General features: G+C 43.5%; 16 protein-coding genes. 8 read left to right on the top strand and 8 right to left on the bottom strand.

From position 1 onward, the window contains the following. Positions 1 to 10 precede the first annotated feature (10 nt). The 5 genes from AAG747_RS04125 to mgrA all read left to right on the top strand — a co-directional run bounded on the left by AAG747_RS04125 (position 11) and on the right by mgrA (position 3,397). Positions 11 to 757 carry a succinate dehydrogenase/fumarate reductase iron-sulfur subunit gene (locus AAG747_RS04125; protein ID WP_346819866.1) on the top strand — a complete coding sequence of 249 codons (747 nt, stop codon included), beginning with the start codon at positions 11 to 13 and terminating at the stop codon, positions 755 to 757. 17 nt (positions 758 to 774) lie between these two features. After that, on the top strand, positions 775 to 1,170 hold the full coding sequence (locus tag AAG747_RS04130) for a fumarate reductase subunit C (protein WP_346819867.1): 396 nt from the start codon (positions 775 to 777) through the stop codon (positions 1,168 to 1,170). Positions 1,171 to 1,229: 59 nt separating this feature from the next. Continuing rightward, entirely contained in the window at positions 1,230 to 1,583 is a 354-nt protein-coding gene (gene frdD, locus AAG747_RS04135; RefSeq protein WP_346819868.1) for a fumarate reductase subunit FrdD, read from the top strand. Positions 1,584 to 1,607: 24 nt separating this feature from the next. Then, positions 1,608 to 2,105, top strand: coding sequence for a hypothetical protein (locus tag AAG747_RS04140; RefSeq protein ID WP_346819869.1), 498 nt, complete (start codon positions 1,608 to 1,610; stop codon positions 2,103 to 2,105). A gap of 272 nt (positions 2,106 to 2,377) precedes the next feature. Further along, the gene (mgrA, locus tag AAG747_RS04145; RefSeq protein ID WP_346819870.1) at positions 2,378 to 3,397 is read left to right on the top strand and encodes an L-glyceraldehyde 3-phosphate reductase; all 1,020 of its coding nucleotides are present in this window, start codon (positions 2,378 to 2,380) and stop codon (positions 3,395 to 3,397) included. A gap of 143 nt (positions 3,398 to 3,540) precedes the next feature. Here the strand turns inward: mgrA and AAG747_RS04150 are convergent, their stop codons facing one another. From AAG747_RS04150 to AAG747_RS04185, 8 genes are all read right to left on the bottom strand, one after another. Continuing rightward, a complete protein-coding gene (locus AAG747_RS04150) occupies positions 3,541 to 5,424 on the bottom strand; it encodes a M14 family metallopeptidase (RefSeq protein WP_346819871.1) in 1,884 nt (627 codons plus the stop codon). A 166-nt stretch (positions 5,425 to 5,590) separates the two neighbouring features. Next, the gene (locus AAG747_RS04155; RefSeq protein ID WP_346819872.1) at positions 5,591 to 5,803 is read right to left on the bottom strand and encodes a DUF3820 family protein; all 213 of its coding nucleotides are present in this window, start codon (positions 5,801 to 5,803) and stop codon (positions 5,591 to 5,593) included. Next, positions 5,766 to 6,350 carry an alpha-ribazole phosphatase gene (gene cobC, locus AAG747_RS04160; RefSeq protein WP_346819873.1) on the bottom strand — a complete coding sequence of 195 codons (585 nt, stop codon included), beginning with the start codon at positions 6,348 to 6,350 and terminating at the stop codon, positions 5,766 to 5,768. The genes AAG747_RS04155 and cobC overlap by 38 nt, the downstream gene beginning before the upstream one ends. Further along, complete coding sequence (locus AAG747_RS04165; RefSeq protein ID WP_346819874.1) at positions 6,335 to 7,126, bottom strand: adenosylcobinamide-GDP ribazoletransferase; 792 nt, start codon at positions 7,124 to 7,126, stop codon at positions 6,335 to 6,337. Before AAG747_RS04165 ends, cobC begins: the two co-directional genes overlap by 16 nt. 204 nt (positions 7,127 to 7,330) lie before the next feature. After that, a complete protein-coding gene (gene cobT / locus AAG747_RS04170; RefSeq protein ID WP_346819875.1) occupies positions 7,331 to 8,362 on the bottom strand; it encodes a nicotinate-nucleotide--dimethylbenzimidazole phosphoribosyltransferase in 1,032 nt (343 codons plus the stop codon). Positions 8,363 to 8,418: 56 nt separating this feature from the next. Beyond that, positions 8,419 to 9,177 (bottom strand): Dph6-related ATP pyrophosphatase, encoded by a 759-nt coding sequence (locus AAG747_RS04175; protein ID WP_346819876.1) that lies wholly within the window; start codon positions 9,175 to 9,177, stop codon positions 8,419 to 8,421. 17 nt (positions 9,178 to 9,194) lie between these two features. Beyond that, entirely contained in the window at positions 9,195 to 9,713 is a 519-nt protein-coding gene (locus AAG747_RS04180) for a bifunctional adenosylcobinamide kinase/adenosylcobinamide-phosphate guanylyltransferase (protein ID WP_346819877.1), read from the bottom strand. Between the two features lie 62 nt (positions 9,714 to 9,775). Continuing rightward, entirely contained in the window at positions 9,776 to 10,150 is a 375-nt protein-coding gene (locus AAG747_RS04185; protein WP_346819878.1) for a C1orf53 family protein, read from the bottom strand. A gap of 253 nt (positions 10,151 to 10,403) precedes the next feature. On the opposite strand from AAG747_RS04185, the gene AAG747_RS04190 reads away from it, so the two are divergent. The 3 genes from AAG747_RS04190 (at position 10,404) to AAG747_RS04200 (ending at position 13,042) form a co-directional block, all read left to right on the top strand. Further along, positions 10,404 to 11,567, top strand: coding sequence for a homogentisate 1,2-dioxygenase (locus tag AAG747_RS04190; protein ID WP_346819879.1), 1,164 nt, complete (start codon positions 10,404 to 10,406; stop codon positions 11,565 to 11,567). 169 nt (positions 11,568 to 11,736) lie between these two features. Continuing rightward, the gene (locus AAG747_RS04195; RefSeq protein WP_346819880.1) at positions 11,737 to 12,246 is read left to right on the top strand and encodes a GNAT family N-acetyltransferase; all 510 of its coding nucleotides are present in this window, start codon (positions 11,737 to 11,739) and stop codon (positions 12,244 to 12,246) included. Positions 12,247 to 12,505: 259 nt separating this feature from the next. After that, positions 12,506 to 13,042, top strand: a complete 537-nt coding sequence (locus tag AAG747_RS04200) for an RNA polymerase sigma factor (RefSeq protein WP_346819881.1) — start codon at positions 12,506 to 12,508, stop codon at positions 13,040 to 13,042. Positions 13,043 to 13,080 lie beyond the last annotated feature (38 nt).

Here is a 13,080-nt window from a genome sequence, read left to right on the forward strand (position 1 = left end):
TATAATGGCAATGAGTGAAAGGATATCTTTGGAGGTTTTTCGATATAACCCGGAGAGCGATACCGGGCCGGAATTCCAACAGTACGAAGTTCCTTTGAGGAAAGATTGGGTGATTCTCGATGCCCTTAATCATATCAAAGATCAATTGGACGGAACCTTATCGTATCGTTGGTCTTGCCGGATGGGCGTATGTGGGAGTTGTGGTATGATGGTCAATGGCAAGCCGGTGCTTACTTGCGCAACCTTCCTGGAGAAATTTATGCCCGGTCCGGTCCGGGTGGAGCCCTTGGAGAATTTTCCGGTGATCCGGGATCTAGTCATTGATATGAGCGACTTTTTGGAGAAATTAAAAACAGTGAAGCCCTGGATCATCCGGGAGGAAGAACCGGAGCCGGAGCGGGAGTTACTGCAAACGCCTTCGCAATTGGCGGATTACACACAGTACAGTATGTGTATCAATTGTATGTTGTGCTATGCGGCTTGCCCTATCATAGGCCTGGAACCTGATTTTGTCGGTCCGGCAGCCATCGCCCTAGCCCAACGGTACAATCTGGATAACCGGGACCAGGGAAATAAAGAACGGAGAGAAGCTTTGAACCAAGAGCATGGAATGTGGCAATGTACTTTTGTGGGGGATTGCTCGGTGGTGTGTCCGAAAAATGTGGACCCTGCCGGAGCTATTCAACGCTATAAAGTGGACACCGCATCGCATTGGTGGAAAAACCTTTTGCTTCCTTGGGGGACAGATAAACATTAACTTGAAAAATATATCCAATGGAGAAACCAACATTCAAGTTATACCAAAAGAAAATGCCGGTGTTATGGTGGGCCAAACGACTGAGTCATCTGCATTTTATTTTGCGCGAGCTCACTTCTTTATCGGTAGGGTTCTTTGCCGTAGTGGGAATATTTTATCTCCGGGCGCTTTCCAAAGGAGCCGAAGCTTATGAGAGTTTTCTCAGCATCTTGCAATCTCCTGTGATGATTGTCGCACACCTTATCGCCTTTTCCGGTCTTCTCTTTCATTCGGTTACCTGGTTGAATCTTGCTCCCAAAGCCATGAAATTAAAGATTAATGATTATAAAATATCCGGAGGATGGATAGTTGCAGGAAATTATGTTGCTTGGCTACTGCTATCCCTTTGGATGATTTTGATATTTATTCAATAGATCACTGAAGTGATGAATGTAAGGAGAGTTGTAATAGACAGTGAAAACTACAATGGATTATGAAATCAAAGCCATATCTCGAACCCTTTTGGTGGACCTTGTTCGGAGCGGGAGGAGTGGTTTCTGCATTTTTCTTACCGGCATTATTGTTCTTGTTTGGATTGGCAATACCACTGGGCTGGGTGGAAGCTCCTGCTTATGAACGTTTTTACGAGCTTTTACAACCCCTACCCATTCGTGGGGCTGTAGGCATGCTCATCACTTTGTCATTATTTCACTGGGCCCATAGGTTCCGGTTTACTTTATATGACGGGCTTCAACTACAACTTTGGCGAAAGCCGATTGCCATTCTCTGTTATGGAACCGCCCTTGGACTTTCATTCTGGGCCGGATACTTCTTGCTGAATTTATAATGTATTCACTTAAAACCATTGATCATGTTTGAACTCAAGCCAATAAGTAAACATGGTATCCCGGGAGCCTTGGAAAAAGTGCAAAGATACCGATTGTTAAATGAGCCTATCGAAGCAGAGAGCATTTGTAGAGATATACTATTGATCGACTCTGAAAATCAGGACGCTTTGGTATTATTGATCTTAACACTTACCGACCAGTTCAATAAGGGCATTACCAACCAGGAAGCCGATACGTTGATTCCCCGTCTACAAAATGAATTTAACCGGATGTACTACAAAGGGATTATTTTGGAACGCAAAGCCAAAGCCTATCTGGCGAGGGGGGTCATGGTGAACCATTCGGATGCGTACGAATGGTTACAAGAAGCCATGGTTTATTATGAAAAAGCGGAGAAAAAAAGCCCTGAAAACAATGAAGATGCCGTATTGCGCTGGAATGCCTGTGTGCGTACGATCCAGCGTTACAAACTCACGCCCCGTCCTCCGGAATCAAGACATATGGAATGGGCCCTGGAATAAATCTGAAAAGGAAACAAGTAATGTGTTTCTTTGGGAACGGTTGGGTATTATAAGGAAAAGTATACCTGATAGAAAACGGAAAGGGTATACTTGTACAGGCCTCTTATTTTGAATGAGTTGCAATTTGAGAAGTAGTAAAATTCTTTAAATAGAGAAAAACAAAAGCCCTAACAAAGCTGAGAACAAGGCGAAGAGGGGGAAATATAGTTTGTGATTGTTGCCATAGCTCCTTAACTTCATCGCTTTTACAATTCTCAAACGAAAAAGCTGCTATGCAAATTTTTGATAAAACAAACCCTGAAGAGTACCGTGCTGCCTCCGAACGGTATGAGCAAATGCCCTTTCACCGATGTGGAAAAAGTGGAATTCTTCTCCCCGCTATCTCTCTAGGGCTTTGGCATAACTTCGGCTATGTGGACAACCTGGAAAACGGGCGAAATATATTGAAAAAAGCCTTTGATTTAGGGATTACCCATTTTGACTTGGCAAATAATTACGGCCCTCCATACGGTTCGGCCGAAGCCAATTTCGGGACCATTCTCAAACGAGACTTTTTGCCTTACCGGGATGAACTTTTTATCTCTTCCAAAGCCGGGTACGATATGTGGCCCGGACCTTATGGTAATCATGGCTCGCGTAAGTATTTGATTGCCAGTCTGGATCAAAGTTTAAAACGAATGGGCTTGGAGTATGTCGATTTATTTTACCACCACCGGCCAGACCCTGATACCCCTTTGGAAGAAACCATGGCAGCATTGGACCATATTGTCCGTTCGGGCAAAGCATTGTATGTGGGTATCTCGAATTACAATGCGGAAGATACGGCCAAAGCAATCTCTCTTTTAAAGGAAATGGGCACTCCTTGTTTGATTCATCAGGCCAAGTATTCCATGTTTGAAAGATGGGTGGAAGATCAATTGTTGGATACGTTGGGTAATGCCGGAGCCGGATTGATAGCCTTTTCGCCACTGGCGCAAGGGATGCTTACCGACCGCTATATCCAAGGCATTCCTACGGACTCGCGGGCTGCTAAAAAATCCGGGCATTTGACCTCCGAAGCGGTACAAGAAATGTTGCCGAAAATCAAAACCCTACATACGATTGCGGAGGCAAGAGGACAAAAGCTATCGCAAATGGCGATCGCTTGGCTGTTAAAAGACAAAAGAGTTACCTCCGTATTGATCGGTGCCAGCTCGGTGGCACAACTGGAAGAAAACCTGAAAGCATTGGACAACAAAGATTTTTCGGCAGAGGAACTTAGTAAAATCGAAGCAATCTTAGAGCGTGTTTAAAATTCGTTTTTGACCCGAAGGATGAAATTTAAACATGCTCTTAACATAAGAATCCTTTTTTATGAAAATAAACACAAGCGAGTAAGTTGATGAATTTCAAACGCTTGTGTTTATTTGTTTTAAGTAAAAATCAAGAGGTTTGATTATAATTCCCTGCCCACCGGGTAGAGTAAATACCGCTGGTCGTAATAGGGAGATTGCTGATAAAACCAGTTTAAAATTGCTCTGGGATTTGCGGCAAACTCGGGATCTTGTTTTTTCTTTTGTTCAAATTTCTTGCGGACTTCGGGAGATTCCTCGAGCATTTTTTGTGCAAGTGGTTCAATGGCATAGGCTTCAATATATTCAGTACGGCTGAAAATTTCCAGAAAGAAACCCCATTGAAAAAAAGAATCCGGAGAGCCCGGTTCCAACAAAAGAGCTGCCAAGTCTCCTAAAGGTTGGTCAGTATCGATCCGTACGGAACCTGCCGGAAAGATTTCTTTATACATCTCAGGGACTGCCTTTCCTTTTACCTGTACCCGGCCTTCTTTCGGACTGGAAGACAATTGATGTTCTTGAATGCGATACATTTCTACGGTTACCTCTTTAGCTTCCTTCAGCGTCTCCATTTCCATACCATGGATTTTTAACCTCTGAATAACGTCTTGCCAAGCCGCCGGGATCCAATAAGCTTTAGGCCTCTCTACAAAACTGGAGGCTTGACTCATTACATAATTGACCACCTTCATGGTTTTGGGCTGGCCTAACCAGCGAAGGTATTCGCCCCCGGTGATTTCAGAAGTCTTTATTTCAGAGGCAATTCCCAGAAAGTTCAACGTGTCCGGTGGGGTGATGGCCTCTTGGGGTTTTAAAGATACCGCACGGGCATCTCCGAAATTAGTCGGGTTGTTGAGTTGAGGTACTTGCCAAGTGAGAGGAATTTGCTGAGGCCTTCGCTGTTGATCAGAGGCAATTGCTTGTTGCAGGCTTTGATGTTGTTTTGCCAAAACTTCGAGTGTATTTTCTAAAAACACATAGGTGCCTAACACTCTTTGTCTGAAGGGTTTTAAGGAATGATTTTCAACCAGTATGGTAGGTAAATGCCGTAAGTCCCCGTATCCGTGAGAAAAATTAGGCCCGAAGGTATATTCAATATTTCCCTGAGAAAAGTCCCGGTAATTCAAGGCAAACAACAGAGGGCCGGGAATATGACCCATGGCTTGCAGGCCTTGATTGACCGCAGGAGTGTATTGGGTTTTTAGCCAATTGGCAATAGCCGGCGAATACCCATGCGTTCCGATATGTCCGTAAGTAATGTCATATTGATAATCCGCGCCATCGGTGACATGAATATCGATGTACAAATCCGGGTGGTATTGACGGATCACTTGAAGGACGGCTCTTAATTCTTTGGTATCTAGCTTCGTATAGTCCCTGTTTAAGTTTTGATTCCGGGCATTGGTCCGCCAACCCATGTTGTGTGGCCCGCGTTGGTTTACCCGGTTAAAGGAAGATGAGCGTTCATGCCCGTCCACACTTAAAATCGGGACAAATAAAAAGTTTACGTTTTGAAGCAAGCCCTTTTTTGGGCCAAACGCAATATCTCTGAGCAGCATCATTCCGGCATCCTTTCCATCAATCTCTCCGGCATGGATACCTGCTTGTACAAGTAATAGCGGTTTGGGAGAACGACTCAAAGTCTCAGGGCTTTTTTCCTTTTCCAAGGAAGCTGTGATCATATAAATATCCCTGCCGTTATAACTTTTACCAATAGAACGCATCTCGATCAATTCCGAGGCATCTGCCATTTTTTGAAACCATTGTACCGTTTCAAGATAGGATGGAGAGCGTTCAAATCCGGATTGTTCTGCAGGAGTGATCCAAGGATGTTTCTTTTTGACAATGAGTTTTTCGCTTTTGCCTTTCCAGGACAGATTGGGAGGAAGAATCTCCTGAGCCTGAGCCAAGGGGATGATCAGGCAAGTCCAAAAAAATGTAAAAATCCGCTTGGTCCACCGGACTGGATTCTTTGTAGAGAAGTACATGATAATTTTCGGTAAAGTGTTTATTTATGGCTTGAATGAAAAACAGGCTTCCACTCCATCTTTCGGATGAAAGGTTCTCAGGCATTTTTTTTCTGGCAAAGTGCTTTCATGGGATAATTAAAGACATATCCGTCATTCTCAAATAGTCAGGTGAGAGGCAGAAATGTTATTTCTTTTTCAAAGGTTCGAGTAAATATTCCAACCCGTTGTGCTGGATTTCATACATGGTGGATAATAACATACCCAGCTTTCCCGGAGGGAATCCTTCTCTGGAAAACCAAGCTAAATAATGCTGGGGCAAATTGCAAATCAAGCGTCCTTCGTATTTGCCAAAAGGCATTTTATAATTGACTAAATCTAATAGAATTTCCGGGTTCATTCTTCTGTAAAGTTGAGTGTTGCTGTATCTGAATGTGAAAAAGAGCTCCGTAGTTTAATTTGCGTTCAAAGCTTCGTTCCAAAGGTACATTTTCTAGGTGGGCTAACAAAAGGCGGATTACACCTCCGTGGGTCACCAGGGCAATTTGTTCTTGTTTAGTTTGTAGTATCTCTTGCCAAACAGACAATACCCGTTGTTGCATTTCCGACATATTCTCTCCACCCGGAGGGGATTGATTTACAAAGTCATCCATCCATATTTGCAATTGTGTCTCTTCGATGTTTTCCCATTTCAAACCTTCCCACTCACCAAAGTTGTATTCCATCAGTCGGGGGTCTATGATGTTCTTCCGGCTGTAGAGCTTGTCCGCCAGATGTTTGCACCGTTGAGAAGGGCTAGTGTACACCGCATCCAACGCATCGGGTAATTTTTGAAGGATGTCTTTTACTTCAATTTCAAAAGTGTTCACCAAAGGAATATCCAAGCGGCCGTAAACGGTTCCTTTGGGGATGTCGGGCGTGGTATGCCGGATTAGATAAATTTCCATACAATGGCCAATGAGAGGTAAAAAACAATTTCGCATAGTTGTTGCGTAGCGCCCAAACAGTCACCTGTATAACCCCCGATCCATTTGCTAAAATATCGACCCAAGTACATTTTCATTAAATAAACAGGCAGGCAAACTGCCACAATTTCTACTTGTTGAGTAACGTAAACCAACATCGCTATAGGAACCAGTACAAAGAAACCCCCAATCATCAAGTTTGACAAATTGATTTGTTTGGCCACAGGCTTGGCTTTACTATCAGGAGCATCGCGTACATAGACATGGGTGAAAATGAATGTAGAAGCGGCAAAACGGCTTAAAGCATGCGCATTGGTAAACACCAAGATAACGAACACCGGATGAATTTCCTGGAGTTGAAATAGATGGGCTAAGATTAAAAATTTGGTAAGTAAGAGTAAAAAGATTCCGATGACTCCATAGGCTCCCATCCGGCTGTCTTTCATGATCAGCAGGATTTTCTCTTTGGTCCATCCCCCTCCGAAACCGTCACACATATCGGCAAAACCGTCTTCATGGAAGGCCCCGGTTGTGAGAATAGAGGCCGCCATACTCAATGCCAATCCGGTATACATATCGAATAAAAAATACCCGGCCAAAAAGACCAAGGCGGAGATCCCACCCACAATCCAGCCAATCAGAGGAAAGTACCGGGTGGACTGATTGATATGCTCCTCCTTATGACCTACCCAAGAAGGGCAGGGAATCCGTGTGTAAAACATTAAAGCCGTAAAAAATATCCGTATTTCGTGTTTCATATTAAGGGTGTAGAGTGGGTTCGCTTCAAACAAAGTAAAGAGCCTATCCGAAAAGTAGATCTATAGCCACAAAAACACTAAGATTTCGAATGATGCATCAAAGGTTTGTGCCTTGGGATCTTCGTGGTGTTTTATGTTCTTTTGATTTTCCGGATAATCTCTTTAAGTAATGAAACGCTTGTTGCCCAATGATTAAATTTGCTCTTAGCTTTTGGAAACCCCGGCACTTTCAAAGCTGGCCATTTCGTTGAGAAAAGCCACCGCACTTTGTAAAAGAGGATAGGCAGTGGCACAACCTGTTCCTTCTCCCAGGCGCATGTCCAATTGCAACAAGGGACTGGCTCCGAGTTTTTCCAATAGCAACCGATGACCTTGTTCATCCGATTGATGGCAAAAGATGGCATAGTGGGAAATGGCTGCTTGCAATTTCCAGGCACATAAATAAGCCGAACTAGCGATAAAACCATCGACTAAAACGAGTATTCCCAAACTGGCTGCTTGTAACATTCCACCACAAATCATTGCTATTTCATAGCCCCCGAACGTTTGAAGAGCCTTCCGCGGATCGGAGTCAGTAAGTGAGTGTTTATTAACGGCTTGTTGTAAGATAGAAAGTTTCTGTTGGTATTGTGCATCGTTTAATCCCGTACCCCTGCCTACACATTCCTCTAAGGGGAGCCGAAGTAATGTATGCATCAGAAGGGAAGCCGAAGAGGTATTGCCAATTCCCATCTCTCCGAAGCCAATGACATTACAGCCTGTTTGATGAACCTCTCTTACAATTTTAGCTCCTTCGCTCATGCAGGCTTCCAGTTGCTCTTCCGTCATAGCCGTTTGCTGAAGGTAACTTTTGGTCCCCATATCGATCTTAGCCGGGTACACCGGAGTGTCCGGAGCAAATGTGAAATTGACACCTGCGTCCACCACTTTCAAAGCAATGCCATGTTGGCGGGTAAGTACATTAATAGCGGCCCCTCCCTGTACAAAATTTAACACCATTTGGGCGGTGACTTCGGGCGGGTAAGCACTGACTCCTTCCCGGGCAATACCATGATCTGCGGCAAACACGAGAATATGTGCTTGGGAGAGCTGCGGACTGAGACTTTGCTGAACAGTACCGATCTGTAAAGCCAAATCTTCCAGGCGTCCTAAGGATTGTAAAGGCTTGGTTTTGTTATTGATCTTTTGAATAAGTGCTTGTTGAATAGAGAGGTCAGGTATTTTAATTGAAATCATGAAGGGTTAACATCTAATAGTTGAAACAGAATGAATAAAAAACGGAACAGATACTTTTATGGCAAAGAGGAAGATTTTACTGGTAACAAATTGCAAAACCAAAAACCCATAGAGGATTTTCGGCAGATATCTTTGGAAGGAGCTTGGCTTGTCTTCTCTTCTTTGCTTTCCGGAACTTTGTATTCTCTATAAATAACTTCACCTTTTTGAAAAGAAACGGGTTCGGAAAAGATAGGGCCGTCATAGACGAAAGTATGAAATTCCCCATTTTCTCCGCAAGGATCTACCGAACCGGGCAGGTCTTTTAAAAATTGATGATCGATTACCCGACCGGCAAAACTTTTGTCCAATACATCGGATTTGACACAAACGACTATGGTTTTGAAACCCAGGTCAATAAATTGACGCATTAAGCTACGGGTATCTTCTTTCCAAAGGGGAAAACGGGCGGTAAACCCCGCTTCTTGAAGGCGTTCTTCCCGGTACATCCGCAAGTCTTCCAAAAAAATATCCCCAAAGATTGCTTCTGAAAATCCCTCGTCTGTAAACTTCTGCAAAGTTTCTTGCATCAATTGATTATAAGGTTCCATACCGGGCTTGTTGGGCAAGTAAAGTTTATGCAAAGGAAGTTGAAGTTTTTGCGCCTGTTTTTCCAGAAGCTCTTCCCGTACTCCATGCATGGTGATTCGTTGGTATTGTTGGTTGATGCTGGTCAATAGACGAATCTCTTGATATTCGGAATTTTGAAGAAGGCGGTACAGGGCCAGTGCACTGTCTTTCCCTCCGCTCCAGTTAAAGATGGCTTTTTTGGTCATGAATTTTCCCTTGTTTATTATTTCCCGTTCCCTTCTTTTAATTGCAAGGAGAGTCCGGATACCATGAGTGTAGCTTTGTCGGCCAACCCGGCCAGGTATTGGTTGGCCCAGCCCTGCAGGTCGGTAAATTTTCTGCCTGCTTCGGATTCGGCATGCACGCCCATTCCGATTTCATTGGAAATGACAATAAACGTAGCCTCCAACCGGGCAAGTGCATCGATTTCCTGTTTGAATGCTTCCAAGGATTTTTCAATATCCATATTAAAATCCACAAAGAAATTGGTAAGCCAGAGGGTCACACAGTCAATGACTACAACTTTACCGGTTAGTTCCAGTTGGCTTATATGCTTTTCTTCTTCAATGGAGATCCAGCGCTCATCCCGGTCTTGTCGGTGGCGGTCGATGCGTTTTTGAAAGTCACCGTCCCATCTGCGGGCAGTGGCTACATAGATTGGGTGGTCGGTCAGGCTGAGGGCCAGGTTCATTGCATAGCTGCTTTTGCCCGAACGGGCTCCTCCGGTAATATAGTAGAGCATAAATTTCTATAAATAAAATTTAACAAGTTACGAATAGTAAACTGAAAACCGGGGTGAATTGATTAGAATTTTTTAAAGCCATAAGGGCAATGCTTACAACCGTTTTCACAACAATATCCCCGGCTGAGATGATACCATTTGGTGAAGACCCAATACCCTTGCCCGTTAAGATAATAATCAATGCCTTCGTTAAGTTTTTTGGGAGTAAAGCGCTCCCGTATCCGTTTTAACTGGGTTTCGTCATAGGGTGGGTTTGCCGTAAATTCTTCCACGCGCTTCTTGATTTCCGACTTCAGGCATTCCGGACAAGTACATCCTTTATCCGTGCTCAATGGCATAATGGCAGGCAGCGAATCACACCAACAAGCTTGGGCACTGTCACAACCACAAGTAAAATCTGTTCCGCAATCCGGACATTTTTTTTGTTTTACACTCATCTCAATTCACATAGTTCACTTATAGCGAAAGTAAAAGATATGGAGGAAAAAGGAAGGGGGTGGCCCGGAGAAAATTCTTTCGTTACCAACCACACTACTTTTCAATTGAATAAATTTTTTTAATCTTCCTTCCCTCCCTCAATCCTCCAATCCTTCCTTCCCCCAATCCTTTATTCCTTGCCCTTGAATGTTTGGCATGAACTGTTATCTTTGGTGGAAGAACTATTAACCGACCAAACAACACTTAGAAATCATGGCATACTATTATCGATTAGGAGAAATACCTCCCAAACGGCACACACAATTCAAGCAGCCGGATGGGAATCTGTATTACGAGGAGCTGGTGAGTTCCAAAGGGTTCTCAGGCATTTACACCAATATGTATCATAAATTTCCGCCTACCCGGGTGGAACAAGTGAAAAAAGCAGTACCCTATCACTATGAGCTTGCCGAAGCGTACGGTTTGCGTCACACACATTTGAATACCAGTGCAGTGACCAATACCGGTGGTGATTACCTGGAAGCCCGGAAGGTATTGTTGGCCAATCAGGATGTGACCATGGCCCTTTGTTGCCCTTCGCAAAAGTCTATGGATTATTTCTTTAAAAATGCAGATGGGGATGAGGTCCTGTATATGCACGATGGCAGTGGATATCTGATTTCCCAATTTGGAAAATTGCGGATCAAAAAAGGCGACTATGTGGTGATCCCCCGTACAACCGTATACAAATTGGAACTGGATGAGGGGCCTGTTAAAATGTTGGTGATCGAATCCAAAGTGCCTGTAGAAACGGTGAAGCGTTATCGGAATGAGTTGGGACAGTTACTGGAGCATTCGCCTTACTGTGAACGGGATATTCACCCACCGGCGGAGTTAAGTCCTGAGTTGTCGGAGAAAGAGACTTTGATTAAAATCAAGAAAGAAGGCTATCTGCATCAGTATCTGTATAACCATTCACCCCTGGATGTAGTCGGTTGGGATGGCTTTTTGTATCCTTATACATTATCTATTTATGATTTTGAGCCGATTACCGGAAGAATCCATCAACCCCCTCCGGTACATCAAACTTTCCAGGCAACCAATGCTTTTGTGATCTGTTCTTTTGTTCCTCGCTTGTTTGATTACCATCCCCTGGCCATCCCGGCACCTTACAATCATTCCAATATCGATTCGGATGAGGTGCTGTATTATGCCGAGGGAGATTTTATGAGCCGGAAAGGAGTCGGCCGGGGATCGTTTACATTGCATCCCGGAGGGATTCCTCACGGGCCCCATCCCGGCACCGTAGAAAAAAGCATCGGTGCCAAGGCAACGGAAGAATATGCAGTGATGCTGGATACTTTTCGTCCGCTATATGTGACCAAGGATGCCTTGGAATTTGTAGACGAACACTATCCTTATAGTTGGAAAGGATAGCCTGTTGTCAAAGGGTAAGCACTTGATTTTTAGATATTGCTTACCCTTTGCTTGTGTTTTAACTTGAAACGATTCGGAAAGAGCCAAAAGACTTTTGTCGTTTGGAATAGAAATTAGCAAATCATACTATCTTTGTACCTACAACTACGAGCAATATTTTTTATCAAATATGCAATCAGCAACCTTCCCGATTATTGAAACCCTTCGCACTTATTTGCGGCCATTATCCTCAGAAGATGTTTCCGGCCTGTATGAAATATATTCCGATGCCGAAGCCATGAAGTTCCGGGCAAACCCTCCGTTGAAAAGCAAAGAGGAGGCCTTGGAAATGGTAGAAAAGGCCAAACGGAATTTTCAGGAAAACCACTCTCTTCGCTGGGGAGTGGTGGAGAAAAACTCCGATAAATTATTGGGCACTTTTGTGTGGACAAAAGAAAAAACCAAAACCGGTTTGGTTGGCTATTCCTTGGGGAAAAGCTGCTGGGGAAAAGGCTTTATGAGTGAAGTGATGGAGCGGATGGTGGATTATCTTTTAAATGAAGAAGGCCTGAACACTTTAGCGGCCTGGGTTCACCCTTCCAATGTTGCATCTGTCCGGCTCCTGAAAAAGTATGATTTTCAGATCGTGTCTCAAGAGGTAGAGCCTGATTTGTATTATATGCGTTTGGTCAATCGCTAATTAACACTAGGTTCATCTGTTTTATCTTAAAAATGAATCGGAGGTCAATTTTTTTTTATTTTCATTAAGAGAATGGCGGTGGAAAAATTATTCCATACCTTTGAAAATGTAGTAACACCAAGCAATGCCTTATAGCAAAATCAGCTATGCGCCTACTAAATACCCCTGAGTGGGTTTAAAAACTTCTTTTGCGTGTATACGGTCAATTCTTTAATGCTCCATGGGACAAGATTTCAGACATAATGATCGGGAATTATGGATGGCTCTGAGGAAGGGAAACAAGAGTGCATTTGATACATTGTATCAAAAGTATTTCCCTTTATTGTACGGATATGGCTTACATTTTACGTCTGACAAAGCGCTGATCAAAGATTGTTTGCAAGATTTGTTTGTGGATTTGTATGTAAAGCGGAACAGATTGACCCAAGTGACTTATGTAAAAAGCTATTTATTTCAGATTTTGCGAAGAACCGTATTGAAAAAGCGGGAACAACCTCCTTACGAATATTCTGAACTTACTCCGGGAATTGCCGTCAGTCTTTCACACGAACAAGAACTGATTTTAGGTCAACTGGAAAAAGATAAACAGGTCCATTTGCAAAACGCCCTCCAACAACTTACTGCCCATCAACGGGAAGCACTCTTTCTGCGGTTTTACCAGAATCTGGACTACCGGGCCATTGCCGAAATTATGGATTTGAAAGAAGTAAAATCTGCCCGTACTCTGATCTACCGTTCTCTGACGGTGTTGAAAGAATATTTGAAAAAAAAAGAAACTTCCTTAACGCTTTATTAAGCCGTTGAAAAAGGAACGGGTTTATACGGAAGCTTTCA

The organism is Rapidithrix thailandica (assembly GCF_039710355.1).
GTDB classification, from domain to species: domain Bacteria; phylum Bacteroidota; class Bacteroidia; order Cytophagales; family Flammeovirgaceae; genus Rapidithrix; species Rapidithrix thailandica.

Excerpts from the sequence above, each read along its gene's own strand:
- AAG747_RS04130 (WP_346819867.1), top strand. The coding sequence starts at position 775 with ATGGAGAAACCAACATTCAAGTTATACCAAAAGAAAATGCCGGTGTTA.
- AAG747_RS04200 (WP_346819881.1), top strand. The coding sequence starts at position 12,506 with ATGGCTCTGAGGAAGGGAAACAAGAGTGCATTTGATACATTGTATCAA.
- cobC (WP_346819873.1), bottom strand. The coding sequence starts at position 6,350 with ATGGAAATTTATCTAATCCGGCATACCACGCCCGACATCCCCAAAGGA.
- AAG747_RS04150 (WP_346819871.1), bottom strand. The coding sequence starts at position 5,424 with ATGTACTTCTCTACAAAGAATCCAGTCCGGTGGACCAAGCGGATTTTT.
- AAG747_RS04175 (WP_346819876.1), bottom strand. The coding sequence starts at position 9,177 with ATGACCAAAAAAGCCATCTTTAACTGGAGCGGAGGGAAAGACAGTGCA.
- AAG747_RS04155 (WP_346819872.1), bottom strand. The coding sequence starts at position 5,803 with ATGAACCCGGAAATTCTATTAGATTTAGTCAATTATAAAATGCCTTTT.
- AAG747_RS04195 (WP_346819880.1), top strand. The coding sequence starts at position 11,737 with ATGCAATCAGCAACCTTCCCGATTATTGAAACCCTTCGCACTTATTTG.
- AAG747_RS04140 (WP_346819869.1), top strand. The coding sequence starts at position 1,608 with ATGTTTGAACTCAAGCCAATAAGTAAACATGGTATCCCGGGAGCCTTG.
- AAG747_RS04190 (WP_346819879.1), top strand. The coding sequence starts at position 10,404 with ATGGCATACTATTATCGATTAGGAGAAATACCTCCCAAACGGCACACA.
- AAG747_RS04185 (WP_346819878.1), bottom strand. The coding sequence starts at position 10,150 with ATGAGTGTAAAACAAAAAAAATGTCCGGATTGCGGAACAGATTTTACT.
- AAG747_RS04180 (WP_346819877.1), bottom strand. The coding sequence starts at position 9,713 with ATGCTCTACTATATTACCGGAGGAGCCCGTTCGGGCAAAAGCAGCTAT.
- frdD (WP_346819868.1), top strand. The coding sequence starts at position 1,230 with ATGAAATCAAAGCCATATCTCGAACCCTTTTGGTGGACCTTGTTCGGA.
- AAG747_RS04165 (WP_346819874.1), bottom strand. The coding sequence starts at position 7,126 with ATGAAACACGAAATACGGATATTTTTTACGGCTTTAATGTTTTACACA.
- mgrA (WP_346819870.1), top strand. The coding sequence starts at position 2,378 with ATGCAAATTTTTGATAAAACAAACCCTGAAGAGTACCGTGCTGCCTCC.
- cobT (WP_346819875.1), bottom strand. The coding sequence starts at position 8,362 with ATGATTTCAATTAAAATACCTGACCTCTCTATTCAACAAGCACTTATT.
- AAG747_RS04125 (WP_346819866.1), top strand. The coding sequence starts at position 11 with ATGAGTGAAAGGATATCTTTGGAGGTTTTTCGATATAACCCGGAGAGC.